Source organism: Streptomyces sp. NPDC058650 (assembly GCF_042717315.1).
In the GTDB taxonomy this organism is placed as follows: Bacteria; Actinomycetota; Actinomycetes; order Streptomycetales; family Streptomycetaceae; genus Streptomyces.
In genome coordinates this window covers 22,282-46,031 of sequence record NZ_JBHXRL010000021.1, presented here as the reverse complement: position 1 = coordinate 46,031, position 23,750 = coordinate 22,282, and the positions used below count along the sequence as shown (strand labels likewise).

The 23,750-nt window shown below is 71.0% G+C and carries 19 protein-coding genes and 1 pseudogene; 8 read left to right on the top strand and 12 right to left on the bottom strand.

Translation table 11 applies throughout. The features are described 5' to 3' along the window. Positions 1-40: 40 nt before the first annotated feature. Positions 41-1,195, top strand: coding sequence for an alkaline phosphatase PhoX (locus ACFWWU_RS29650; RefSeq protein WP_384149612.1), 1,155 nt, complete (start codon positions 41-43; stop codon positions 1,193-1,195). Here the strand turns inward: ACFWWU_RS29650 and ACFWWU_RS29645 are convergent. The 4 genes and pseudogenes from ACFWWU_RS29645 to ACFWWU_RS29630 form a co-directional block, all read right to left on the bottom strand. Next, on the bottom strand, positions 1,165-2,202 hold the full coding sequence (locus tag ACFWWU_RS29645) for a helix-turn-helix domain-containing protein (RefSeq protein ID WP_384149609.1): 1,038 nt from the start codon (positions 2,200-2,202) through the stop codon (positions 1,165-1,167). The genes ACFWWU_RS29650 and ACFWWU_RS29645 overlap by 31 nt on opposite strands. Positions 2,203-2,836: 634 nt before the next feature. Then, positions 2,837-5,548, bottom strand: coding sequence for a pyruvate, phosphate dikinase (gene ppdK / locus ACFWWU_RS29640; protein WP_384149607.1), 2,712 nt, complete (start codon positions 5,546-5,548; stop codon positions 2,837-2,839). 366 nt (positions 5,549-5,914) lie between these two features. Continuing rightward, positions 5,915-7,051, bottom strand: a complete 1,137-nt coding sequence (dusB, locus tag ACFWWU_RS29635) for a tRNA dihydrouridine synthase DusB (RefSeq protein WP_384149604.1) — start codon at positions 7,049-7,051, stop codon at positions 5,915-5,917. 302 nt (positions 7,052-7,353) lie between these two features. Then, positions 7,354-8,196 (bottom strand): annotated as a pseudogene (locus ACFWWU_RS29630) (helix-turn-helix domain-containing protein); the annotation flags it as partial. Between the two features lie 206 nt (positions 8,197-8,402). Here ACFWWU_RS29630 and ACFWWU_RS29625 point away from each other — a divergent pair. Beyond that, the gene (locus tag ACFWWU_RS29625) at positions 8,403-9,767 is read left to right on the top strand and encodes an MFS transporter (protein ID WP_384149841.1); all 1,365 of its coding nucleotides are present in this window, start codon (positions 8,403-8,405) and stop codon (positions 9,765-9,767) included. A gap of 67 nt (positions 9,768-9,834) precedes the next feature. Here ACFWWU_RS29625 and ACFWWU_RS29620 read toward each other — a convergent pair whose 3' ends face one another. Then, positions 9,835-10,044 carry a DUF6243 family protein gene (locus ACFWWU_RS29620; RefSeq protein ID WP_384149601.1) on the bottom strand — a complete coding sequence of 70 codons (210 nt, stop codon included), beginning with the start codon at positions 10,042-10,044 and terminating at the stop codon, positions 9,835-9,837. Positions 10,045-10,277: 233 nt separating this feature from the next. On the opposite strand from ACFWWU_RS29620, the gene ACFWWU_RS29615 reads away from it, so the two are divergent. After that, on the top strand, positions 10,278-11,315 hold the full coding sequence (locus tag ACFWWU_RS29615) for an aldo/keto reductase (RefSeq protein ID WP_384149598.1): 1,038 nt from the start codon (positions 10,278-10,280) through the stop codon (positions 11,313-11,315). A 16-nt stretch (positions 11,316-11,331) separates the two neighbouring features. Then, positions 11,332-11,922 (top strand): TetR family transcriptional regulator, encoded by a 591-nt coding sequence (locus tag ACFWWU_RS29610; protein ID WP_384149595.1) that lies wholly within the window; start codon positions 11,332-11,334, stop codon positions 11,920-11,922. Between the two features lie 72 nt (positions 11,923-11,994). On the opposite strand, the gene ACFWWU_RS29605 is transcribed toward ACFWWU_RS29610, so the two are convergent. From ACFWWU_RS29605 to ACFWWU_RS29595, 3 genes are all read right to left on the bottom strand, one after another. Then, positions 11,995-14,199 carry a hypothetical protein gene (locus tag ACFWWU_RS29605; RefSeq protein WP_384149592.1) on the bottom strand — a complete coding sequence of 735 codons (2,205 nt, stop codon included), beginning with the start codon at positions 14,197-14,199 and terminating at the stop codon, positions 11,995-11,997. A 124-nt stretch (positions 14,200-14,323) separates the two neighbouring features. After that, positions 14,324-15,010, bottom strand: a complete 687-nt coding sequence (locus ACFWWU_RS29600; RefSeq protein WP_384149589.1) for a DUF3800 domain-containing protein — start codon at positions 15,008-15,010, stop codon at positions 14,324-14,326. A gap of 491 nt (positions 15,011-15,501) precedes the next feature. Next, complete coding sequence (locus tag ACFWWU_RS29595; RefSeq protein WP_384149586.1) at positions 15,502-16,881, bottom strand: glycine--tRNA ligase; 1,380 nt, start codon at positions 16,879-16,881, stop codon at positions 15,502-15,504. A gap of 166 nt (positions 16,882-17,047) precedes the next feature. Here ACFWWU_RS29595 and ACFWWU_RS29590 point away from each other — a divergent pair, with 166 nt between their 5' ends. The 4 genes from ACFWWU_RS29590 to ACFWWU_RS29575 all read left to right on the top strand — a co-directional run bounded on the left by ACFWWU_RS29590 (position 17,048) and on the right by ACFWWU_RS29575 (position 20,276). Then, positions 17,048-18,064: a metal ABC transporter substrate-binding protein gene (locus tag ACFWWU_RS29590; protein WP_384149583.1), complete on the top strand. Its 1,017-nt coding sequence runs from the start codon at positions 17,048-17,050 to the stop codon at positions 18,062-18,064. A gap of 29 nt (positions 18,065-18,093) precedes the next feature. Continuing rightward, positions 18,094-18,867: a metal ABC transporter ATP-binding protein gene (locus tag ACFWWU_RS29585; protein WP_384149580.1), complete on the top strand. Its 774-nt coding sequence runs from the start codon at positions 18,094-18,096 to the stop codon at positions 18,865-18,867. A 30-nt stretch (positions 18,868-18,897) separates the two neighbouring features. Then, positions 18,898-19,791 (top strand): metal ABC transporter permease, encoded by an 894-nt coding sequence (locus ACFWWU_RS29580; RefSeq protein ID WP_384149577.1) that lies wholly within the window; start codon positions 18,898-18,900, stop codon positions 19,789-19,791. Between the two features lie 74 nt (positions 19,792-19,865). Beyond that, positions 19,866-20,276 carry a transcriptional repressor gene (locus tag ACFWWU_RS29575; RefSeq protein WP_317595008.1) on the top strand — a complete coding sequence of 137 codons (411 nt, stop codon included), beginning with the start codon at positions 19,866-19,868 and terminating at the stop codon, positions 20,274-20,276. A 66-nt stretch (positions 20,277-20,342) separates the two neighbouring features. Here ACFWWU_RS29575 and ACFWWU_RS29570 read toward each other — a convergent pair whose 3' ends face one another. The 4 genes from ACFWWU_RS29570 to ACFWWU_RS29555 all read right to left on the bottom strand — a co-directional run bounded on the left by ACFWWU_RS29570 (position 20,343) and on the right by ACFWWU_RS29555 (position 23,718). Further along, on the bottom strand, positions 20,343-20,867 hold the full coding sequence (locus ACFWWU_RS29570; protein WP_384149574.1) for a YcxB family protein: 525 nt from the start codon (positions 20,865-20,867) through the stop codon (positions 20,343-20,345). A 21-nt stretch (positions 20,868-20,888) separates the two neighbouring features. Continuing rightward, positions 20,889-21,713 (bottom strand): isoprenyl transferase, encoded by an 825-nt coding sequence (locus ACFWWU_RS29565; protein ID WP_384149571.1) that lies wholly within the window; start codon positions 21,711-21,713, stop codon positions 20,889-20,891. A 17-nt stretch (positions 21,714-21,730) separates the two neighbouring features. Continuing rightward, positions 21,731-22,480: a DNA repair protein RecO gene (gene recO, locus ACFWWU_RS29560; RefSeq protein WP_055643554.1), complete on the bottom strand. Its 750-nt coding sequence runs from the start codon at positions 22,478-22,480 to the stop codon at positions 21,731-21,733. Between the two features lie 197 nt (positions 22,481-22,677). Then, the gene (locus ACFWWU_RS29555) at positions 22,678-23,718 is read right to left on the bottom strand and encodes a LysR substrate-binding domain-containing protein (RefSeq protein ID WP_384149568.1); all 1,041 of its coding nucleotides are present in this window, start codon (positions 23,716-23,718) and stop codon (positions 22,678-22,680) included. Between the last annotated feature and the right edge of the window lie 32 nt (positions 23,719-23,750).

Below are 23,750 nucleotides of genomic sequence, written 5' to 3'. Positions count from 1 at the left end.
GCTTGGCGGGGCGGTTCATCACCCTCTTCAGGAGTGAGACGTGGAGCGACGCAGTTTCCTGCGTGGAGCGGTCATCGGCACGTCCGCCGCCGCCTTCGGCGGCAGCCTCTGGCACGGGGCGGCCTTCGCCGCGCCCGCCCAGCCCGGCGCGGGCCCCTACGGGGCGCTCGGCGCGGCGAACTCGCACGGCATCCAGCTGCCGGCCGGTTTCACCAGCCGGATCATCGCCCGGTCCGGCCAGACCGTGACGGGCACCTCGTACACCTGGCACAACGCCCCCGACGGCGGCGCCTGCTTCGTCGACGGCACGGGCTGGATCTACGTGTCGAACTCGGAGATCAACCCGAGCGGCGGCGCGAGCGCCGTGCGGTTCGACTCCGCGGGCACGATCACCGGCGCGTACCGGATCCTCTCCGGCACCCGCCAGAACTGCGCGGGCGGCGCCACCCCGTGGAACACCTGGCTCTCCTGCGAGGAGGTGTCCCTCGGCTACGTCTACGAGTCGAACCCCTGGGGCGGCACCGCCTACCGCCGGGACGCGATGGGCAAGTTCAAGCACGAGGCCGCCGCCGCCGACCCGGTCCGCAAGGCGATCTACCTGACCGAGGACGAGTCGGACGGCTGCTTCTACCGCTTCGTCCCCACCACCTGGGGCAACCTCTCCTCCGGCACCCTCCAGGTCTTCAAGGCCGGCACGGCCACCTCCGGCACCTTCACCTGGCAGAACGTGCCGGACCCGGACGGCGCGCCGACCACCACCCGTAACCAGGTCTCCGGCGCCAAGCGCTTCAACGGCGGCGAGGGCTGCTACTACGCGGACGACACCGTCTGGTTCACCACCAAGGGCGACAACCGCGTCTGGCAGGTCAACCTCGCCGCCGGCACCTACGAGCTGGCCTACGACGACTCGCTCGTCTCCGGCACCGCCCCGCTGACCGGCGTCGACAACGTCACCGGCACGACCTCCGGCGACCTGTTCGTCTCCGAGGACGGCGGCAACATGGAGATCTGCGTCATCACCCCGGACGACATCGTCGCCCCGTTCCTCCGCGTCAACGGCCAGTCCGGCTCCGAGATCACCGGACCGGCCTTCTCCCCCGACGGCAAGCGGCTGTACTTCTCCAGCCAGCGCGGTACGACGGGCAGCTCGTCGGGCGGCATCACCTACGAGGTGACCGGCCCGTTCCGCGCGTAACGGCACAGGTCGGCCTTCCGTAGGTCCACCGTCCGTTGGGCGCCGCCGAGCAGGGCGGCGCCCAACGGCGTCAGCGTGTGCAGGACGGCGTTGCCGTGGCGCAGGGTCGCGATGAGCCCGGCCTCCCGGAGCACGCCCGCGTGCTGGCTCGCGGAGGCCAGCGAGACCCCGGCCCTGCGCGCGAGCTCGCTCGTCGTACCGCCGTCCCCGATGGCGTGCAGGACCGCCGAGCGGGTCTGGCCGACCAGCTTGGCGAGCGAGGAGCCGCCCGGCGCGCTGACGGTCGGCGCCTCCCCGTGGGTGACGGGGTAGACGAGGACCGGCGGCAGCGCGGGGTCGCGCAGCACCACCGGCGTCCCCCGGCAGAAGTACGAGGGCTGGAGCAGCAGCCCCCGCCCGTCGAGGTGGACGTCCCGGTCGACCGGGTAGTCGGCTTCCAGGACGGGCGCGCGCCAGCGCAGCATCGGCGGCAGCGACGCGAGCAGTTCGTCGGCGCCGCCGTCGAGCAGCGCCCGGCCGCGGCGGGCCCTGTCGGCCTCGACGCGGGCCCGGATGTGCGGCCAGTACGGCTCGATCGCGGCCCGGTGATAGCTGCGCAGGGCCCCCACGAGCCGGTCGAAGGGCTCCGCGCCGCCGTCGGCGAGGGCGCGCAGCGAATGGGGCACGGTCCGACCGCCGGAGCGGTCGGCGGCGAGCAGGGAGAGCTCGCCGCGGAGCCGGCCGGAGTCGGTCGCGCGGATCGCCCGGAGGCCCTCGTCGAGGCCGTTGACGCCTTCGGCGGGCGTCAGGAAGTCGGGAAAATAGCCGCGACTGGGAACGAGGGCGGCGAGGAGACGGGTCTCACCGCCGAGCCGCATCCGGGCGTCCGAGCGCCATTCCCGGTAGACGACGGATCCGCGCCGGTCCCTTAAGCGGTGAAAGCTGAGAACGGTTTCCCACAGAACATCCGGCCGGGCGGCCGTCCGCACCCCCGCCAAGTCGTTTCCGGTGAAATGAATCCGCAGCATGACGTCCCCACCTGTGCACTCGCAACCACCCCCGACGACGAGTATGCACAGCATCACAGCACGTTACCAGGGTGTTTCAGGCACAGTTGAAAAGCATCGCGGCGATCAGGGGAGAAACGAAAAGCTGTGCGGGTCGGGCAGGAAACCTTCAGGACCGAGGTGACGTGGCGAAGACCGTGGGGGGCTTTGCACGTCCGGCGGCGGTCGGCGAGGTTGCGGCTCACCTGCCCGACATCGGTAAAGGGCGCGGCCTCCGGGTGGGGATCCGGGGGTCGCGCCCACCCCGTTCTTTGCGGCGAGGAAACAGAAAAGTTCAATGGCCAATAATTCAATCGGCCGAAATTGAACAGGAACTCACATCCGGTCGACGACCAAGCAAAATGAGCGGCCGCGTTCGGGATGAAATACGACGGGGCGGACACCTCCGCACAAAGGTGTCCGCCCCGTCTCTCTTTGGTACCCGGAGCCGCCGCCCGTCGGTGAGGGTCGAAAGTGACCGACGGCGGCCCCGGTGGTTCTGGTGGTTCTGGGGATTTCCGCTGCTGAACGGGGGTTCAGCAGCGGATCGGTACTGCTGCTGAACCGGGGTTCAGGAGGGCCCGACCGCCGCTCCTGACCCCCGGTTCAGCAGGACTCAGCGGCTGTCGCTGCCCTTCGACTCGGCCGCCGCGCGGCCGGCCTCCAGACGCGCCACCGGGATCCGGAAGGGCGAGCAGGAGACGTAGTCGAGACCGACCTCGTGGAAGAAGTGCACCGACTCCGGGTCGCCGCCGTGCTCGCCGCAGACACCGAGCTTGATGTCGGGGCGGGTGGCGCGGCCGGCCTGGACGGCGCTGCGCACGAGCGCGCCGACACCGTCCTTGTCGATGGTCTCGAAGGGGCTGACGCCGAAGATGCCCTTCTCCAGGTACGCGGTGAAGAACGAGGCCTCCACGTCGTCGCGGGAGAAGCCCCAGACCGTCTGCGTCAGGTCGTTCGTACCGAAGGAGAAGAACTCCGCGGCCTCGGCGATCTGGCCGGCGGTCACGGCGGCGCGCGGCAGCTCGATCATGGTGCCGAGCGCGAGCTTCAGGTCCACGCCGGTCTGCGCCCGGACCTCGGCGATGACCTGCTCGGCCTCCTCGCGGACGATCTCCAGCTCCTGGACGGTGCCGACGAGCGGGATCATGATCTCGGCGCGCGGGTCACCCTTGGCGTCGATGCGCTGGGCCGCGGCCTCGGCGATCGCCCGGACCTGCATGGTGAACAGGCCGGGGATGACCAGGCCGAGGCGGACGCCGCGCAGACCCAGCATCGGGTTCTGCTCGTGCAGCCGGTGCACGGCCTGGAGCAGGCGCAGGTCGTTCTCGTGCGGCTCCTTGCGGGACTCGGCGAGGGCGACGCGCACCGACAGCTCGGTGATGTCCGGCAGGAACTCGTGCAGCGGCGGGTCGAGCAGCCGGACCGTGACGGGCAGCCCGTCCATGGCCTCGAACAGCTCGATGAAGTCCTGCTTCTGCAGCGGCAGCAGGGCCTCCAGGGCCTGCTCGCGCTCGACGTCCGTGTCGGCCAGGATCAGCCGCTCGACGAACTGGCGGCGCTCGCCGAGGAACATGTGCTCGGTGCGGCAGAGGCCGATGCCCTGGGCGCCGAAGCGACGGGCGCGCAGCGCGTCCTCGGCGTTGTCGGCGTTGGCGCGGACGCGCAGCCGGCGGACGCGGTCCGCGTAGGCCATGATCCGGTGGACGGCGGCGACGAGCTCGTCGGCGTCGTCGGCGCCGGCGTGCATGCGGCCCTCGAAGTACTCGACGACCGGGGACGGTACGACGGGTACCTCACCGAGGTACACCTTGCCGGTGGAGCCGTCGATGGAGACGACGTCGCCCTCCTCGACGACCTGGCCGTCGGAGGTGGTCATCCGGCGGCGCTTGGTGTCGACCTCGAGCTCCTCGGCGCCGCAGACACAGGTCTTGCCCATGCCGCGGGCGACGACGGCGGCGTGCGAGGTCTTGCCGCCGCGCGAGGTGAGGATGCCCTCGGCGGCGATCATGCCGTCCAGGTCGTCCGGGTTGGTCTCGCGGCGGATCAGGATGACCTTCTCGCCGGAGCGGGACCACTTGACCGCGGTGTACGAGTCGAAGACGGCCTTGCCGACGGCGGCACCCGGGGAGGCGGCGATGCCGCGCCCGATCTGCTCGACCTTCGCGTCCTCGTCGAACTTCGGGAACATGAGCTGGGCGAGCTGGGCGCCGGTGACGCGCTGGAGCGCCTCGGCCTCGTCGATCAGGCCCTGGTCCACGAGCTGCGTGGCGATGCGGAAGGCGGCACCGGCGGTGCGCTTGCCGACCCGGGTCTGGAGCATCCAGAGCTGGCCGCGCTCGATGGTGAACTCGATGTCGCAGAGATCCTTGTAGTGGGTCTCCAGCGTGTTCATGATGTGCATGAGCTGGTCGTACGACGTCTTGTCGATCGACTCGAGGTCGGCCAGCGGCACGGTGTTGCGGATACCGGCGACGACGTCCTCGCCCTGCGCGTTCTGCAGGTAGTCGCCGTAGACGCCGGCGTGGCCGGAGGCGGGGTCGCGGGTGAAGGCGACGCCGGTGCCGGAGTCCGGGCCGAGGTTGCCGAAGACCATCGAGCAGACGTTGACGGCGGTGCCGAGGTCGCCCGGGATGCGCTCCTGGCGGCGGTACAGCTTCGCGCGGTCGGTGTTCCAGGAGTTGAAGACGGCCTCGATGGCGAGGTCCATCTGCTCACGCGGGTCCTGGGGGAAGTCGCGGCCGGTCTCGGCCTTCACGATCTTCTTGAAGTGCTTGACGACCTTCTTGAGGTCGGCGGCGTCCAGGTCGGTGTCGCTGGCGACCTTCTTCGCGGCCTTGGCCTCGTCGAGGGCGTCCTCGAAGAGCTCGCCCTCGACGCCGAGGACGGTCTTGCCGAACATCTGGATGAGCCGGCGGTACGAGTCCCACGCGAAGCGCTCGTTGTCGGCCTGGCGGGCCAGTCCGACGACGGACTCGTCGGAGAGGCCGATGTTGAGGACCGTGTCCATCATGCCCGGCATGGAGAACTTGGCTCCGGAGCGGACGGAGACGAGCAGCGGGTCGTCGGCCTGGCCGAGCTTCTTGCCCATCTGCTGCTCGAGAGCGTCGAGGTGCGCGCTGACCTCGTCGCGGAGCTCGACGGGCTCCGAACCGCTCTCGAGGTAGACCTTGCACGCCTCGGTGGTGATCGTGAAGCCGGGGGGAACCGGCAGGCCGAGGTTGGTCATCTCGGCGAGGTTCGCGCCCTTGCCACCGAGCAGGTCCTTCAGGTCCCTGTTGCCCTCGGTGAAGTCGTAGACGAACTTCTGATCATTGTTTTCCGACACGGGTCCCGACTCCTCGATGACTCGGTTGGCTGCCCTGACGGCGAGGAACATACCCAGATCGAAGGCGTCTGTGGAGGTACGCCTGCCGGTCACATGGTCTTAACCACCCGTCCGCCAGCACATCGAAAGTAACTGAGAGGTAGCTTCCGCTTTCAGGCCCCGAAGCTCAGATGACCAAAAGCAGAGGTTCTACGCTCGAATGAGCGCCCATCCGAGCATCTGCGTTCACTTCTTGAACGCAAAAAGGATGGCACCCGGTGCCACCCTTCAGGCGATGCAGTCGTCCGTAATCTGCTCATGTGAGCGCCACCCCCCTCAGAGGTGGCGAGGATCACTCCCCAGGGAAGGCCGATTCCCGCGCGGATCTCACCCGCCGGACGTGTCCAGCTCGGCGTCCTCACTCACCCCTGAGCAGTCGTACGGGTCCTTCAACCAGCCGTCCGGCAGGACAACTCGGTTGTTTCCGGACGTACGGCCCCGAGGGCCGTCCGCACCCACCGGCCACGACTGGTCCAGGTCCAGCTCGCTCAACTGAGCGCTCAGTTCGTCGAGGGAAGAGGTGATCGCCAGCTTCTTGCGCATCTCGGAGCCCACCGAGAAGCCCTTCAGGTACCAGGCCACATGCTTGCGGAAGTCGATGACACCGCGTGCCTCGTCGCCGAGCCACTCGCCGAGCAGCCGCGCGTGCCGCACCATCGCGTCCGCGACCACCCGCAGACCCGGCTGGGCGTACGTACCCGTCCCCTCGAAGCCCGCCACCAGGTCGCCGAAGAGCCACGGCCGGCCCAGGCAGCCGCGCCCGACGACCACGCCGTCGCAGCCCGTCTCCCGCATCATCCGCAGGGCGTCGTCGGCGGACCAGATGTCGCCGTTCCCGAGCACCGGGATCTCCGGCACGTGCTCCTTGAGGCGCGCGATCGCGTCCCAGTCCGCCGTACCGCCGTAGTGCTGGGCCGCCGTCCGCCCGTGCAGGGCGATCGCCGTGACGCCCTCCTCGACCGCGATCCGGCCCGCGTCGAGGAAGGTGATGTGGTCGTCGTCGATGCCCTTGCGCATCTTCATCGTGACCGGCAGGGCGCCCGCGTTGCTCACGGCCTCGTTCAGGATCGCGCGCAGCAGCGGCCGCTTGTAGGGCAGGGCCGAGCCGCCACCCTTCCGGGTCACCTTGGGGACCGGGCAGCCGAAGTTCAGGTCGATGTGGTCGGCGAGGTCCTCGTCGACGATCATCCGGACGGCCTTGCCGACCGTCACGGGGTCCACCCCGTACAGCTGGATCGAACGCGGCTTCTCGGTCTCGTCGAACCGGATGAGCTGCATCGTCTTCTCGTTGCGCTCGACCAGGGCGCGCGTCGTGATCATCTCGCTCACGAACAGCCCCTTGCCACCGCTGAACTCGCGGCAGAGGGTACGGAAGGGGGCGTTGGTGATGCCGGCCATCGGGGCGAGCACCACCGGCGGCTGCACGATGTGCGGCCCGATGGCGAGGGGAGAGAACGCGGTCATTGAGCCATTGTCGCGCACCGCGGCGGTCATCAGTCAGCCGTACTATCCGCACATGCCCGAGCTCACACGCTCGCGGCCACCCCGGGGCCGGGAACGCGTCGTCCTGGCGATCTCGGAGAGTGCTTGCGCTGTGAGGGCTCGCCCCGAGCGGGCACGTCCCGAGCCGGATCGCCCCATGCCGAGTCGTCCCGAGCGGGATCGTCCTGAGCCGGATCGCCCCAAGCCGGACCATCCCGATTCGAATCGTCCCAATCCGAATCGTCCCGAGCGCCTTCGGCCGCGGCGCGCGTCTCCTCCTCGATCACGAGGGCGAGGAGGCGCTCGACGCCCGCCCGGGACTTCTCGTCCACGGGGACGTACGTCACGAGGCACGGTCCGGAGGTCGGGCCGAGCCACAGGTTGGTGTGCTCGAACCGGAGCACGCCGACGCGGGCATTGTGGATGACCTTGGTGCGGCCGCCCGGGGCGACCACGTCGTGCCGGGCCCAGATCTCCCGGAACTCGCGCGAGGCCCCTTCGAGCCGCTGGACGAGCGCCTTCCAGGCGGGCTCCGCCAGGTGCTCGGCCATGGCGGCGCGGAGCTTTCCGGCGAGGAGGGGGAGGAGGTCCGGCAGGTCGGTGGCGGCGGCCCGGAAGTCGTCGTTGGTGAAGGCGAGCCAGAGGGAGTTGCGGTCCTCGCGGGGCAGGGCGTCCAGGTCGCAGAAGAGCTTCCCGAAGGTCCGGTTGTGGGCGAGGAAGTCGAACCTGCTGTTCTGGACGGCGGCGGGCAGCGGTTCCAGCTGGTCGAGCATCCGGCGCAGCGCGGGCGTGACGGCCGATGATGTCGTCCCGGGGCGCGGGTCGGACTGCCCGGCGAGGGCGAAGAGGTGGCTGCGCTCGGTCGGGTCGAGGAGCAGCGCGCCGGCGAGGGCGTCGAGGACCTGCGGGGAGACCTGGATGTCGCGGGCCTGTTCCAGCCAGGTGTACCAGGTGACGCCGACGGCGGAGAGGTGCGCGACCTCCTCGCGGCGCAGACCGGGCGTGCGGCGGCGCCTGCCTCGCGGGAGGCCGACCTGTTCGGGGGTGATGCGCTCGCGCCGGCTGCGCAGGAAGGCGGCGAGCTCGTGCCGCCGGGTCCCGGGCGACGCCGCTGCCGTCGTCGTCATGGTCGTCACTGCTCCAGGGTGCCGGGGCGACAGGCCGGTTGCCAGGTAGTGCTTCTACCAGGATAAGAAGACTCTGGTACCAGGCTGAGTGTGGCCGGATCGTCGAACACGTGACTTCGACCTCCACCTCTCCCTCTCCCTCCCCTTCCCCCCGGGCCGGCGCACCGGCCGTCGGCCCCGGCCCCGGCCCCGCGGCGCTCGGCTCCCTGGGCCTGTTCACCGTTCTCCTCGGCGCCTCGCTGCCGCTGATCGACTTCTTCATCGTCAACGTCGCCCTGCCGTCGATCGGCCGGGAGCTGGCGGCCGGTGAGTCCCTCCTCGAACTGATCGTGGCCGGGTACGGCCTGTCGTACGCCGTCCTCCTCGTCCTCGGCGGGCGCCTCGGCGACCTCTTCGGGCGCCGTCGCCTCTTCCTCGTCGGGATGACCGCCTTCGGCCTGACCTCGCTGGCCTGCGGGCTGGCACCGGACGCCTGGACCCTCGTCGGGGCCCGGGTGGCCCAGGGCGCCGCGGCGGCGCTGATGCTGCCGCAGGTGCTCGCGACCATCCACGCCTCGACGGCGGGAGCGCGCCGGGCGAAGGCGCTGAGCCTGTACGGGGCGACCGCCGGCCTGTCGATGGTGACCGGTCAGATCCTGGGCGGCGTCCTCGTCGCCGCCGACCTCGCGGGCTCGGGCTGGCGGGCGGTCTTCCTGGTGAACGTGCCGGTGGCGGTGGCGGGCCTGCTGCTCGCCCTGCGGACCGTGCCGGAGACCCGCTCGGACCGGCCGGCGCCGGTGGACGTGCCCGGCACGCTCCTCCTCGCGGTCGCGCTGCTCACGCTGCTCGCCCCGCTGACGGAGGGCCGAACGGCCGGCTGGCCGCTGTGGACCTGGGTCTCGCTCGCGGTGTTCCCGTTCGCGGCGGGCGCCTTCTGGCGGGTGGAGCGACGGGCGGAGCGCCGGGGCGACACCCCGCTCGTCCCGCCGAGCCTCCTCGACCTGGTCTCGCTGCGGCGCGGGCTGCTCCTCATCCTGCCGCTGTCGGGCGGCTTCGGCGGCTTCATGTTCGTGATCGCGGTGGCGCTCCAGCAGGGCCTGGGCCTGGGGGCGGTGGCCTCGGGCCTGGCGCTCGTCCCGATGGCGGTGGCCTTCTTCGGGGCCTCGCTCGCGGGTCCCCGGCTCGTACGGCGCTGGGGTACCCGGGTGGTTCCGGTGGGCGCCCTGCTCCAGGCCCTGGGTCTCGGGCTGCTCGCCCTGACGGCCTGGCGTTCCTGGCCGGATCTGTCGGTGGGGAGCCTGCTTCCCGGCATGGCGCTCGCGGGGCTCGGGCAGGGCCTCCAGCTTCCGGTGCTCTTCCGGGTGGTGCTCTCCGAGGTGCCGCCGGAGCGGGCGGGTGTGGGCGGCGGGGTCATGGTGACGACCCAGCAGACGGCGCTGACCCTGGGCGTCGCCACCCTCGGCACGCTGTTCCTGAGCCTGTCCGCCTCGGACTCGACGGGCACGGCCCTGACAGTGACGCTGCTCCTCCAGCTCGCGATGGCGCTCCTGACGGCGGTGCTCGCGCTGCGGCTGCCGAGGCAGGTGGGGTGAGGCGGGGAGGGTGACGCGCGCGGGCCCGAGGTGTTCACGACCTCGGGCCCGTTTCACACGGTGACCGCTACTCCCGGCCGGTCTCGGCGGTCTCGGCGGTCTCGGCGCTCTCGGCTCCCTGCGCGCGCTCGCGCATCTTCTTCAGGAGCTCCTGCTTCTGTTCGTCGGCCGTGCGGTGGACGGCGCCGCGGCTCCGTCCGGTGCCGTGCTGGTCGGCGCGGGACAGCTTTTTGCGCTGTCCGCCGACTCCGAGGAGGTCGTTGCGGCTCTTGCCCATGGGGGTTCTCCCGAATCAGTTCAGTGAGGTGGTCGGTGGTCGGTCGGCCTGTACGGCGCGCTCACTCGTAGATCTGGAAGAACAAAGACATGCCGACGACGCTACCCCGGCGCCGAGGCGGCAGCACCCGTTTTTCCCCACCCCACCCAAGCGAATGACAGATATTGAAATCTGTCATCGGTCATGTCATGGTTGTTCTGTCGCACCCTCCCGCCATCCCCCAGGAGATCGCCATGACCACCACCCGGCACCCCGTCCCCACCCGCCCGCTCGGCGCCACCGGCCCCGCCGTCTCCGCCCTCGGTCTCGGCTGCATGGGCATGTCCGCGCTGTACGGGGAGAGCGATCGCGCCGAGTCGATCGCCACCGTCCACGCCGCCCTGGACGCCGGGGTGACCCTGCTCGACACGGGCGACTTCTACGGGATGGGGCACAACGAACTGCTGATCGCCGAAGCGCTGCGGAGCGCCCCCACGGCCGCCCGCGAGCAGGCGCTGACCAGCGTGAAGTTCGGCGCGCTGCGCACGGTCGAGGGCGGGTTCACCGGATACGACGGCCGACCGGCCGCGGTGAAGAACTTCGCGGCGTACTCGCTCCAGCGCCTCGGCACCGGCCACATCGACATCTACCGGATCGCCCGTGTCGACCCGGACGTGCCGATCGAGGAGACCGTCGGCGCCATCGCCGAGCTGGTCGAGGCGGGGCACGTCCGGCACATCGGCCTCTCCGAGGTCGGCGCGGACACCCTGCGCCGAGCGGCGGCGGTGGCCCCGATCGCGGACCTCCAGATCGAGTACTCGCTGATCTCCCGCTCCATCGAGGAGAAGATCCTCCCCGCCGCCCGCGAGCTGGGCATCGGGATCACGGCGTACGGGGTGCTGTCGCGCGGCCTGATCAGCGGCCACTTCACCCGGGACCGGGAGCTCGGCGCTGGCGACTTCCGCGGCATGTCCCCCCGCTTCCAGGGCGACAACCTCCACCGGAACCTCGACCTGGTGGACCGGCTGAGGACGGTCGCCGAGGCGAAGGGCGTGACGGTCGCGCAGACCGCGATCGCCTGGGTCCTCGCGCAGGGCGGGCGACAGGGCGCGGACATCGTCCCGCTGGTCGGCGCCCGACGCCGGGACCGGCTGGCGGAGGCGCTCGGCGCCCTGGACGTCACGCTGGACGCCGCCGACCTGGCGGCGATCGAGGAGGCCGTCCCGGCGGGGGCCGCGGCCGGCGAGCGGTACCCGGCGGCGCAGATGGCCCACCTGGACAGCGAGCACTGACAGGTAGTGTCATTCCATGGCCGCCACCGAGACCCTGACCGCCGAGCGCATCCTCGAAGCCACGGAGGAGGTGCTCCGGCGCTACGGCCCCGCGAAGGCGACCGTCGTGGACGTCGCCCGGGTGCTCGGCGTCAGCCACGGCAGCGTCTACCGCCACTTCCGCACGAAGGCGGCCCTGCGCGAGGCGGTCACCGAGCGCTGGCTGGAGCGAACGGTCGTGGAGCTCCTCCCGCACGCGGAGGGCACCGGCCCCGCCGACGAGCGGCTGACCGCGTGGCTGACGGCCCTCTTCGCCCTCAAGCGCCACAAGGCGGGCGGCGACCCGGAGCTGATGGCGACCTTCCAGGTCCTCATCGGCGAGAACAGCGCGGTCGTCGACCGCCACGTGGAGCACCTGGTCGGGCAGATCGCCCACATCATCGAGGAAGGCCGCCGCGACGGTGTCTTCGCGGCCTTCGAGCGGGACCTGACGACGACGGCCCGGGCGGTCTTCGACGCGACGGACCGCTTCCACGACCCCGCCCATGCCGCCGACTGGTCCGCCCCGGAGATCGAGACGGCGTTCACGGCGGTCGTGTCCCTGGTTCTCCGCGCGCTGCGCCCCTGACACCTACGGATGACACCTACGGAAGGGCGCCGGATCCCGTACGGATCCGGCGCCCTTCCCGCTGTCAGTGCGTCACTCCGATTCGGCCTGGTCGTCCGGCTTGTGGAGCTGCAGGCTGGTGAAGACGGCGAGAGCCGCGCCCCACATGCCGCTCCACGTCTCGCGCCCACCGTAGAGCGGCGGGTAGGAGACCTGCCCCGCCAGCTCTTCCAGCCCGCTCACGGAGGCCTTCGCGTTCTCCAGTGCGAGCCGGAGGTCCTTGCGCAGGGCCGCGATCTGCTGGCCGGGCGGCAAGGGCTCCTCGTCCTGCGCCGGTTCCTCTTCCACCGCGAACGCGTCCACGCCCTCCTCGGCCCCCGCCGCATCGCCCTCGCCGGCGTCGTCGCCGCCGTCGCCGCCGCCCGCCGCGGGCGGCTCGGGCGCCTCGGGCGCCTTCACCTTGTCCGGGTGGGCCGCGGCGACCACGTCCCACTCCAGGAGCGGTACGGGTTCCCCGTCGTCCCGCAGGATGCGGTCCTCGGCCTCCAGGTCGACGGCGTAGTGGCCGTAGCCGTCGGTGGCCGGCAGCCCCTCCTGCTGGCTCGCGTTGCGCGGCAGGCCGTCGTCCTGGAAGCGCTGGGCGGCGAAGGCCAGCGTCCACAGCCCCAGCTCGTTGCCCTCCTTGGCCAGTCCCTCGACGACCTTGTGCGCGTCGCTGCGGACGGGGACCTTGCCGGGGGCTCGTACGGCTCCCAGGGCGGAACCGACGTTCCTGGTCAGCAACTTGTCCGCGATCAGGGCGGTCCCACCGGCGACGGCGAGGGTCAGGCGGGCGTTCTGGTCCCCACCGAGCGCGGGCTCCACAAGGGCGGTGAAATCGTCCGTGACCATGGGTGACCAGCCGTCCTTCAGTACCTCCTTGAAGAGCACGCCACCGTTGCTCCAGGCGTTGCGGGCCTGCGCGGCCGCGGCCTTCTTCGTCGCCCGCCACGGCTTGTCGACCACCGGCCCCAGGAGCGCCGCGTATCCCTTGTCGGTCATGCGCCGGTCGCCCTTGATCTCCTTCGCACGGTTGCGCAGGGCGTCGGAGATGGCGGGTCGAGTCAGGGTGTGGAGGAGGCGGACCGCGCGCCACAGGCCCGTCGGCGGCACGGCCGGATCGCCGTACACCTCAGGCGTCTGGGACGCGGTCCGCCGGCCGACGGCCAGCTCGTACACCGCGGTGAGGCCCTCGTCCTGCCGGCTCAGCACCACGTGCTTCAGGGCCCGCGTGGCCACCTCGACGTTCTGCGCGGCGTCGTCCCAGGCCTTGAACTCCACGTGGATGGAGGCGAGTACGGAGTGCAGGGCGTCATCGAACACGTCCCGCGCGTCGAGCGACGTACCACCGTTCGGGAGCACCCCGACGGCCACGTGGGCGGGCAGGGTGTAGGACTGTCCGATCTGGACGGCCTTGAGGAACTCCACCGAGTCCTGGGGCCGGCCGATCTTCTGGTGGAACTCCTCGCGGAGCTCCTTGCGCCGCAGCTCCCGGGCGAGCGCCATCCTCTGCGTGAGCGGCTTCGCCACCCCTCCCACGCCGGTCGCGAGTCGCGCCGTCAGGACGTCCGCCGCCAGCTCGGCCGCCTCCTCCGGCCCGCTCTCGGGTCCCGCGAGCACCCGCCACGCACTGGCCAGGCGGGTGATGCCGTCCCGCGCCACCAGCGCGTGGACCGGTTCCGTACCGTCGTCGAACTCGTAGATGACCGGGTGCGCGATCAGAGCCCGGGTGACGCGCCGGGCCAGGATGGACTCCGCGTAGGAATTGCGGCTCTGGGTGACCGAGATGGTCTGCCAGATGTGGTCCCGCAGATGCTTGAGGCTCTTGTAGCGGTAGCGCAGCACCGCCTGCGGACGCCCGGCCTCCGCCACGCCCTCCACGAGGGGGTCCTCGGTGCCCAGCAGCTCCTGGGCCGTGCGGGGCTGAATGCCGGGGAAGAGCTCGTACAGCCATATCCGGGAGTGGACGGAGCGAAGCAGTGCCCCGTCCACGGACTCCTCCAGGAGCAGACTGCTCTGGGCGTCGTGCGAGCTCGACAGTTGCAGTGCCGCGGTCGCGGGTGTCACCACGGCCCGGGCCAGGGCGTGCCAGGAATCCTCCGGCAGCACGGCGAGCGGGCTGTCGAGGCCCGCCTTCACCAGGGCGTGGCGGTCGTCGACGGCCGACGCGTCCGGAAGCTCCCGGAGCACGTCGGCCACCTCGATCCGCTGGCTGCCCCACTCGATCTCGACAGGCGCTCCCGGGTGGGAAGCGGGCATCGGACCCCTCCTGATCTCGGATGTGTATGGAAGACTGAAATCGCGGTTCTGGTCCGCCGAGGCGGACCAGGTCCTGCCCGCCGGCCCCCGGCCTCGCCGGGGGCCGGCCCTTCGTCTGCGCTCTTCAGTGCGCGCTCGGCCCCTCCGCGTGCGGGAACGTGGCGCCGAACCAGTGGGCCATGTCGATCCCCGCGTCCCGTTTGGCGACGGCCTGATGCCCCGTGTACGCGATCATGTCGGCCGCCTGGAGCAGGTCGTGGTCCCGGGACCGGCGGAACCGGACCCCGCCGGCGATCCGCCGCCCGCCGTCCGGCAGACGCGTGATCGCGTCGGCCAGTGCGCGCTCCGTCCCGTCTCCGTCGACGAGGACGATCCCGCGGGTGCCGGCCTCGGCCAGCTCCTCGTCGATCTTGGCGAGGAGGACGGCGAAGAGATCGGGCCGGTCCCGGCCGTACCGCTCGGTGCGCCGGTAGACGACACGCACCTGCCCGCTGGGCATGGTCGCGATGGTCTGGAGGCCGCGCAGGATCACGTCCCGGGTGTTCCTCTTGTGCACGGACCTGTCGGTGCTGCGGGAGACGTGGAGGTGGGGGCCGCGGGCGCGGGCCAGATCCACGGCGTGAAGCTGTGCGTGGGTGGGGATGAGCAGTCGGGGATCGGCCGCCAGCTCGGTGCGGAACCCCTGCCAGATCTGCCGCGCGGCGCGCACGAGGGGAAGGTCGAGACGTAAGGAGGCGAAGGAGATCAGGGAACGGCCGTCTCCTCCGTCATCGATCGCGTAGAGACGGGCGGCTCTGCTCCCAGGAGGCATGGAAGATCAACTCCGTGGGCACGTTCGGGGTGTTCCCGGCACCTTTGCCGGGGGCCCTCTCGCTTCCCCACGCCCGGTGAACGGGGATCGGCGAGCGCGGAGTGCACTGCTGCCGCGCACCGCGTGTACGTCCGCCACCCGGTGCGCAGATGTCACGGCGGTGCGGGATCAGACCTTGCGGAAGGTAACCACCCTCACCGGCGACAGCCCGGGCCGCCGCGAAGAAGCGCCCCGAGGCCTCCGAAGCCCTCCCCGGACCATTCCGTGGAGGACGTCGAACCCATGCGCACGACGCGGCCTGGTATCTCGGTCCTCTTACGGTAGCGGAATGATCGACTGTCGATCCATCAAATCCCTTATCCCTTCCCGTGGTTGACATGTCCTACACCCGTGACGGCACACGCCTCCCCCTCCCCCCACGCACGGGAAAGCCCCCGGCTCCTTCCGGAGTCGGGGGCTTTCGCGTGAAGACGAGCGGACCGCGAGCGGGGTCAGCAGCCGAGCAGGCGGCTGCCCAGGTAGCCCTGGATCTGGTCGAGGGAGACGCGCTCCTGCTTCATGGTGTCGCGCTCGCGCACGGTCACCGCGTTGTCGTCGAGGGTGTCGAAGTCGACGGTCACGCAGAACGGGGTGCCGATCTCGTCCTGGCGACGGTAGCGGCGGCCGATGGCGCCGGCGTCGTCGAACTCGATGTTCCAGTTCTGGCGCAGGTCGGCCGCGAGGCCCTTGGCCTTCGGCGAGAGCTGCGGGTTGCGCGAGAGCGGCAGGACCGCGACCTTGATCGGGGCCAGGCGCGGGTCGAGGCGCAGGACGGTGCGCTTCTCCATGACGCCCTTGGCGTTGGGGGCCTCGTCCTCGTTGTACGCGTCGAGCAGGAAGGCCAGCATCGCGCGGCCGACGCCGGCCGCCGGCTCGATGACGTAGGGGGTCCAGCGCTCGCCGGCCTCCTGGTCGAAGAACTGCAGGTCGTTGCCGGAGGCCTTGGAGTGCGCGTTCAGGTCGTAGTCCGTGCGGTTGGCGACGCCCTCCAGCTCACCCCACTCGCTGCCACCGAACGAGAAGCGGTACTCGATGTCCGCGGTGCGCTTCGAGTAGTGGGAGAGCTTCTCCGCCGGGTGCTCGAACCAGCGCATGTTCTCCTCGCGGAGACCCAGGCCGGTGTACCAGTTCCAGCGCTGCTCCATCCAGTATTCCTGCCACTGCTCGTCCTCGCCCGGCTTGACGAAGAACTCCATCTCCATCTGCTCGAACTCGCGCGTGCGGAAGATGAAGTTGCCCGGAGTGATCTCGTTCCGGAAGGACTTGCCCATCTGCGCGATGCCGAACGGCGGCTTCTTGCGCGAGGTCTGCAGCACCTGGCCGAAGTTGGTGAAGATGCCCTGCGCGGTCTCGGGACGCAGGTAGGCGACGGAGCCGGAGTCCTGGGTCGGGCCGAGGTGGGTGGAGAGCAGGCCGGAGAACTGCTTGGGCTCCGTGAAGGTGCCCTTGTTGCCACAGTTGGGGCAGTTGAGCTCGGTGAGGCCCTCGGGGAGACGGCCGTGCTTCGCCTCGAACGCCTCCTCCAGGTGGTCGGCGCGGAAGCGCTTGTGGCAGGAGGTGCACTCGGTCAGCGGGTCGGTGAAGGTGGCGACGTGACCGGACGCCTCCCAGACCTCGGTGGCCAGGATCACCGACGAGTCGATGCCGACGACGTCCTCGCGCGCGGTGACCATGTACCGCCACCACTGACGCTTCAGGTTCTCCTTGAGTTCGACACCCAGCGGTCCGTAGTCCCAGGCGGCGCGCTGGCCACCGTAGATCTCGCTGCACGGGTAGACGAAGCCACGGCGCTTGCTCAGGCTGACGATGGTGTCGATCTTGTCGGCGGCCACGGTGCTCTCTTCATTACGACGACGAAGTGCGAATGCCACAGGTTACCGGCGCCCGTACCCCCCGCATCAAATCGGTTCGGTGCCGGGGGCGCGCGAGGTCCCGCGTGGGCGGGGCCACACATATGACAATTGACAATCGTTTCCAATTTTGTTGAAAATGAGTGTCATGAACGTACGACGCCTGATACCCACCACCGCCCTCGCCGGAGCCGTCGCCCTCGGCATCGTCTCCCTGTCCGCCTGCGCCGGGACCTCGGACGCCGCGGACAAGGGGACCGGCGGCAAGCTGGACGTCGTCGCGTCGTTCTACCCCATGCAGTACCTGGCCGAGCAGATAGGCGGCGGTCATGTCGCCGTCACCACGCTCACCAAGCCCGGCGTCGAACCCCACGACCTGGAGCTCAAGCCGAAGCAGATCGGCGAGCTCGGCGAGGCCGACGTCGTCCTCTACCTCAAGGGCATCCAGCCCGCCGTCGACGACGCCATCGCCCAGGCCGGCGTCAAGAACACCGTCGACGCCGCCACCCTCACGAAGCTCGAAGCGCACGGCACCGAGGTCGGCCACGAGCACGGGACCGAAGAGCACTCCGCTGAGGAGCACGCGGCGGAGGAAGAGGGCCACGCGGCGGAGGAGAAGGGCCACGACCACTCCACCGAGGCCGGCACCGACCCGCACATCTGGTTGGACCCCGTGAAGTACGCCGAGGTCGCCAAGGGTGTCGGCACCGCCCTGGAGAAGGCCGACCCGGCGAACGCCGCGGACTACGAGAAGAACACCGACGCCCTGGTGAAGAAGCTCGGCGACCTGAACACCGAGTTCGAGACGGGCCTCGAGAACACCACCACGAAGACCTTCATCACCACCCACTCCGCCTTCGGCTACCTCGCCGAGCGGTACGGCCTGGAGCAGGAGGGCATCACCGGCATCGACCCCGAGTCCGAGCCGAGCCCCGCCCGCATCAAGGAACTCCAGGACATCGCGAAGAAGGACAAGGTCTCCACCGTCTTCTTCGAGACCCTCGCGAGCGACAAGACCGCCAAGACCCTCGCGGGCGACACCGGTCTGAAGACCGACGTGCTCGACCCGCTGGAGGGAATCACGGACACGTCCAAGGGCGATGACTACATCGAGGTCATGCAGTCCAACCTCGCCGCGCTGAAGAAGGCCCTCGGCGCCAAGTGACCGCAGCAGCACAGCAGGAGGCAGGAGCCATGGCAGCGCTGGAACCGGACCCCGTCATTTCCGTCCGCGGAGCCACGGCCGCCCTCGGCGGCCGGCCCGTCCTCCGGGGCGTCGACCTCACCGTCCACCGCGGTGAGGTCGTCGCCCTGCTCGGCGCCAACGGCTCGGGCAAGTCCACCGCCGTCCGCTCCGTCATCGGCCAGGTGCCGCTGACCGGCGGCCGGATCGAGCTGTTCGGCACGGAGCAGAAGCGGTTCCGCGACTGGGCCCGCGTCGGCTACGTACCGCAGCGCACCACCGCGGCGAGCGGCGTCCCCGCCACCATCCGCGAGGTCGTCGCCTCCGGCCGGCTCTCCCGTCGCCGCTTCGGCCTGCTGACGAAGGCCGACAAGGCCGCCGTCGAGGCGGCCATCGAGCTCGTCGGTCTCGCCGACCGCGCGAAGGACTCCGTCGCCGCGCTCTCCGGCGGCCAGCACCAGCGCGTGCTGATCGCCCGCGCGCTCGCCTCCGAGCCCGAGCTGCTGATCATGGACGAGCCGATGGCCGGCGTGGACCTCGCGAGCCAGGAGATCCTGGCCGCGACGCTGCGCGAGCAGGTCGCGGGCGGTACGTCCGTCCTCCTCGTCCTGCACGAGCTGGGCCCGCTGGAGCCGCTGATCGACCGGGCCGTCGTCCTCCGCGACGGCTGCGTCGTCCACGACGGCCCGCCGCCCGAGGCCGTCGGCCAGCACGCGCTCCCCGGCCACGACCACGTCCATCCCCACGCGGCCGGTGAGCCGCTCCGTACGGGTCTGCTGACCTGAGACAGCCGACCCTAGGAAGCTGACCTGATCATGGAAATGCTCGATCTCGCCTTCATGCAGCGCGCGCTCCTCGCGGCCGTGCTCGTCGGCATCACCGCGCCCGCCGTCGGCATCTACCTCGTCCAGCGCCGCCAGGCGCTGATGGGCGACGGCATCGGCCACGTCGCCATGACCGGTGTCGGTCTCGGCTTCCTGCTGAACTCCAGCCCGGTCTGGATGGCGACGATCGTCGCCATCGTGGGCTCGGTCGCCATGGAGCTGATCAGGGCGTACGGGAAGACCCGCGGCGACCTCGCGCTCGCCCTGCTCTTCTACGGCGGCATGGCCGGCGGCGTCCTGCTGATCAACCTCTCGCCGACCGGCTCCAACGCCAACCTCAGCTCGTACCTCTTCGGCTCGCTCTCCACGGTCTCGTCCGAGGACATCACCGCGATCGCGATCCTCGCCGCCTTCGTGGTCCTCGTCACGGTCGGTCTGCGCCGCCAGCTCTTCGCCGTCAGCCAGGACGAGGAGTTCGCCCGGGTCACCGGCCTGCCGGTGCGCGCCCTGAACCTGTTGATCGCGGTCACGGCCGCGGTCACGGTCACGGTCGCCATGCGGGTCGTGGGCCTGCTGCTCGTCAGCGCGCTCATGGTGGTGCCGGTGGCGGCGGCCCAGCAGCTGTCGAAGTCGTTCCGTACGACCTTCGTCCTCGCGGTGGCGACCGGGATCACGGTCACCCTGGCGGGCACGGCCACCTCGTACTACCAGGACGTCCCGCCCGGCGCGACGATCGTCCTGTACGCGATCGGCGTCTTCGTCCTCCTGACCCTCCTCGCCGCCCCGCTCGCCAAGCGGCGGGCCCGGGCGGCCGAGGCGGGCGCGGAGAACTGCGACGCCCCGCTGCCGACGACCCGGCGCCCGACGGACGACGTGAAGGTCTGATCCTCGGCGCTGAATCCGGGGGCACGGGGGACTGGCAGAATGGCGGGGGCAGACAAGCACTCAAGGAGGCCCTCGTGGTGACGGCAGGACCCCCCGTACGAGGCCGCTCGACCAAGCAGCGGGCCGCCGTGTCGGCGGCGCTGAACGAGGTGGACGAGTTCCGCAGCGCCCAGGAGCTGCACGACATGCTCAAGCACCGCGGCGACTCGGTCGGCCTCACCACCGTCTACCGCACGCTCCAGTCCCTCGCGGACGCGGGCGAGGTCGACGCGCTGCGCACGAGCGACGGCGAGACCGTCTACCGCCGCTGCTCGACCGGCGACCACCACCACCATCTGGTCTGCCGCGTCTGCGGCAAGGCCGTGGAGGTGGAGGGCCCGATGGTGGAGCAGTGGGCCGAGACGATCGCCTCGGAGCACGGCTTCGTGAACGTGGCGCACACGGTCGAGATCTTCGGCACGTGCGCGGAGTGCGCGATGAAGTAGCCCCTGTACGGATACGAGAGCGGGCCCGTACCGAATCCCTTCGGTACGGGCCCGCTGCTCGTCGTCTCAGACCTTGCTGGTGTTCCGGTCGAGGACCGCCCGCAGCCGGTCCACCTCGCCGGGCTCCGTGAGGCCGCGCTTCGGCAGATAGGCGAAGCCGCTGCCGGACTGCTTGGCCGTGAGCAGGACGAACAGCCGGGGAGTCTCCACGTACCGGGGCAGCAGTGCCCACCGGATCGTCGTCTCGGTGTCCCGGGAGCTCCAGCGCGCCCCGTCCTCCTCGACGACGGCCGTGGCCTCGCCCTGGGCCCTGACCACCGCGAAGTAGCTCCGGGCGACCGCCCAGGGCGCCAGCTCGGCGGCGGCCACGGCCACGAGGCCGAGCGCCGTCATCCTGACCGCCTCGCCCGGCTCCGGCGAGGGCGACAGCAGGGCGAGACCGGCGACGAGGAGGGTGAGGACGAAGGCGCCCCACGCCGCCCACCGCACCACCCGCCACCAGAGGATGGCCAGCATCCGGATCCGTACGGCCTCGCGCACGTCCTCGAAGACCACCGGGTAGCGAATCTCGATCCGCTCGTTCGTCTCCATGACCGTCCCCCCTGGTTTCGGTCAGGCCTTGTCGAGGACGGCCATGTCGGCCGGGTCGACGCCGCCGAAGCGGCGGTCGCGCGAAGCGTATTCGACACAGGCGCGCCACAGGTCACGGCGGTCGAAGTCCGGCCACAGGACGTCCTGGAAGACCATCTCCGCGTACGCGCTCTGCCAGATCAGGTAGTTGGAGGTGCGCTGCTCGCCACTGGGCCGCAGGAAGAGGTCCACGTCCGGCATGTCCGGGTAGTACAGGTACTTCTGGATGGTCTTCTCGGTGATCTTCGCGGGGTCCAGTCGGCCCGCCTTCACGTCCTCCGCGAGCGCCTGCGCCGCGTCCGTGAGCTCCGCGCGACCGCCGTAGTTCATGCAGAAGTAGAGCGTGAGCTTGGTGTTGTCCTTGGTCTGCTCCTGCGCGACCTGGAGCTCCTTGGCCACCGACTTCCACAGCTTGGGCATCCTGCCGACCCATCGCACCCGGATGCCGAGCTCGTCGAGCTGGTCGCGGGTCTTGCGGATGAAGTCGCGGTTGAAGTTCATCAGGAAGCGCACCTCCTCGGGCGAGCGCTTCCAGTTCTCGGTGGAGAAGGCGTAGAGCGAGATCGACCCGACGCCCATCTCGATCGCGCCCTGGAGCACGTCGAGCACCTGCTCGGCGCCGACCTTGTGCCCCTCGGTGCGGGGCAGGCCGCGCTCCTTGGCCCAGCGGCCGTTTCCGTCCATGACGATCGCGACGTGCTCCGGGACGAGCTCCGACTGGAGCTTCGGCGGGCGGGCGCCGGAGGGGTGCGGCTCGGGGGTGCTGTACTCCCGGCGCTGGCGACCGAGCAGTCGTGCGATGGCCATGACGTGGTCTCTCCTACCTAGCTTTTCTCTACGTACCGCAGCGAGCGCAGGCCGCGCTCCAGGTGCCAGTGCAGATAGGCGGACACGAGTCCGCTGCCCTCCCTGACGTGACGCGGCTCGCACGCGTCCGCCGTCGCCCAGTCGCCGGTGAGCAGCGCGCTGAGCAGGCCGATGGCCTCCGCAGAGGGTACGACGCTTCCGGGCACCCGGCAGTCGCCGCATATGACCCCGCCCGCCCCGACCGAAAAGAACCTGTTCGGGCCGTGGAGTCCGCATTTCGCGCAGTCGTCGAAGCTGGGCGCGTAGCCGTTCACCGCGAGCGAGCGGAGGAGGAAGGCGTCGAGGATGAGGTGGGGCGCGTGCTCGCCCCGCGCGAGGGTCCGCAGCCCGCCCACCAGCAGGAGGTACTGCTGCACGGCGGGTTCGCCCTCGTGGTCGGTGAACCGTTCCGCCGTCTCCAGCATGGCCGTGCCGGCGGTGTACCGGGCGTAGTCGGTGACGATCCCGCCGCCGTACGCGGCGATCGTCTCGCTCTGCGTGCAGAGCGGCAGCCCGCGTCCGACCAGCTCACTCCCCCGGGCGAAGAACTGCACGTCCACGTGCGAGAACGGTTCGAGCCGCGCCCCGAACTTCGACTTCGTCCGCCGCACCCCACGCGCGACGGCACGTACGCGCCCGTGACCGCGCGTGAGGATCGTGATGATGCGGTCCGCTTCACCCAGCTTCTGGGTGCGCAGCACGATGCCGTCGTCGCGGAACAGACTCATGGGCCCATTCTCCCGTACGGCGGGGGCGGCCCGGCCACGGGCCGGATGTCTGGCCGGATGTCGGGCCGGGTCCCGGGCCGGGCCTGGGGCCGTGCCTCGGGCCGCGCCTCGGGCCGCGCCTCCGCTCGGGCCTCGGACCGGGCCTCCGGTCGGGCCTCAGGCCGGACCTCGGGCCGTGCCTCCGGTCGGACCTCCGCTCAGGCCTCCGGTCGGACCTCGGGCCGGGCCGCCGGTCGGACCTCAGGCCGGACCTCGGGCCGGGCCGCCGGTCGGACCTCAGGCCGGACCTCAGGCCGTGCCCCCGGTCGGACCTCGGGCCGGACCTCGGGCCGGACCTCCGGGAACGCCTTCCGCATACGGGCGAGGAGGGCCGCGGCCGCCGGGGCGGCGGGGCCGTCCGCCGGCCAGGCGAGGGCGACCCGGCCGCGGAGGTCCGGTGCGGTGAGGGGAAGGGTACGGAGGCCCAGCTCGGCCGCCGCCTCGTGCGGGAGCTCCGGCAGGACGGCGACACCGAGGCCACGCGCGGCGAGGCGCGCGAGGACGTGCGGCGCGGCGGCCTCGAAGGCGACCTGGGGCCGGAAGCCCGCCCGCGTACAGGCGCGCTCCAGGACGCCGCGCAGGCCGGTTCCGCGCGGGAGGCTGATGAGGGGGCGGCCGGCGAGCGCGGCGAGCGGGAGTGACGTGGGGCCGTCGGGAGTGAGCAGCGGGTCGTCCGGGGCCATGGCGGCGACCAGGGGCACGTCCACGAAGACCTGGAGGCCGACGCCCTGCGGGGGCTCCTCGTCGGCGAGGCCGATCACGGCGAGGTCGAGTTCGCCTCGGCGCAGGGCGGCGAGCATCCGCTCCGAGGTGTCCTCGGTGAGGGATATCTCGACCTGCGTGTGGTCGTCGTGGAAGTCGGCCAGGACGGCGGCGACGTCGAACCCGTCGGCGGCGGCGCCGGACACGAGCCCGATCGTGACCTGCCCCCGGACGAGCCCCGTGAACTCGTCGACGGTCCGCCGCATCCCCTCGACGGCCGCGAGCGCCGCCCGCGCGAAGGGGAGGACCGCCTCACCGACGGCGGTCGTGGTCACGGTCCGGCCGGACCGGTCGAGGAGCGGCTGCCCGAGCTCCCGCTCCAACTGCCGGATCTGGGCGCTCACCCCCGGCTGCGCGAGGTGGAGCCGGGCGGCTGCCCGGGTGAAGTTGGCCTCCTCGACGACGGCGAGGAAGTACTGCAGCTGGCGAAGCTCCATAAGCAGGAATGCTAGCGGCGAGAAGAACCCGC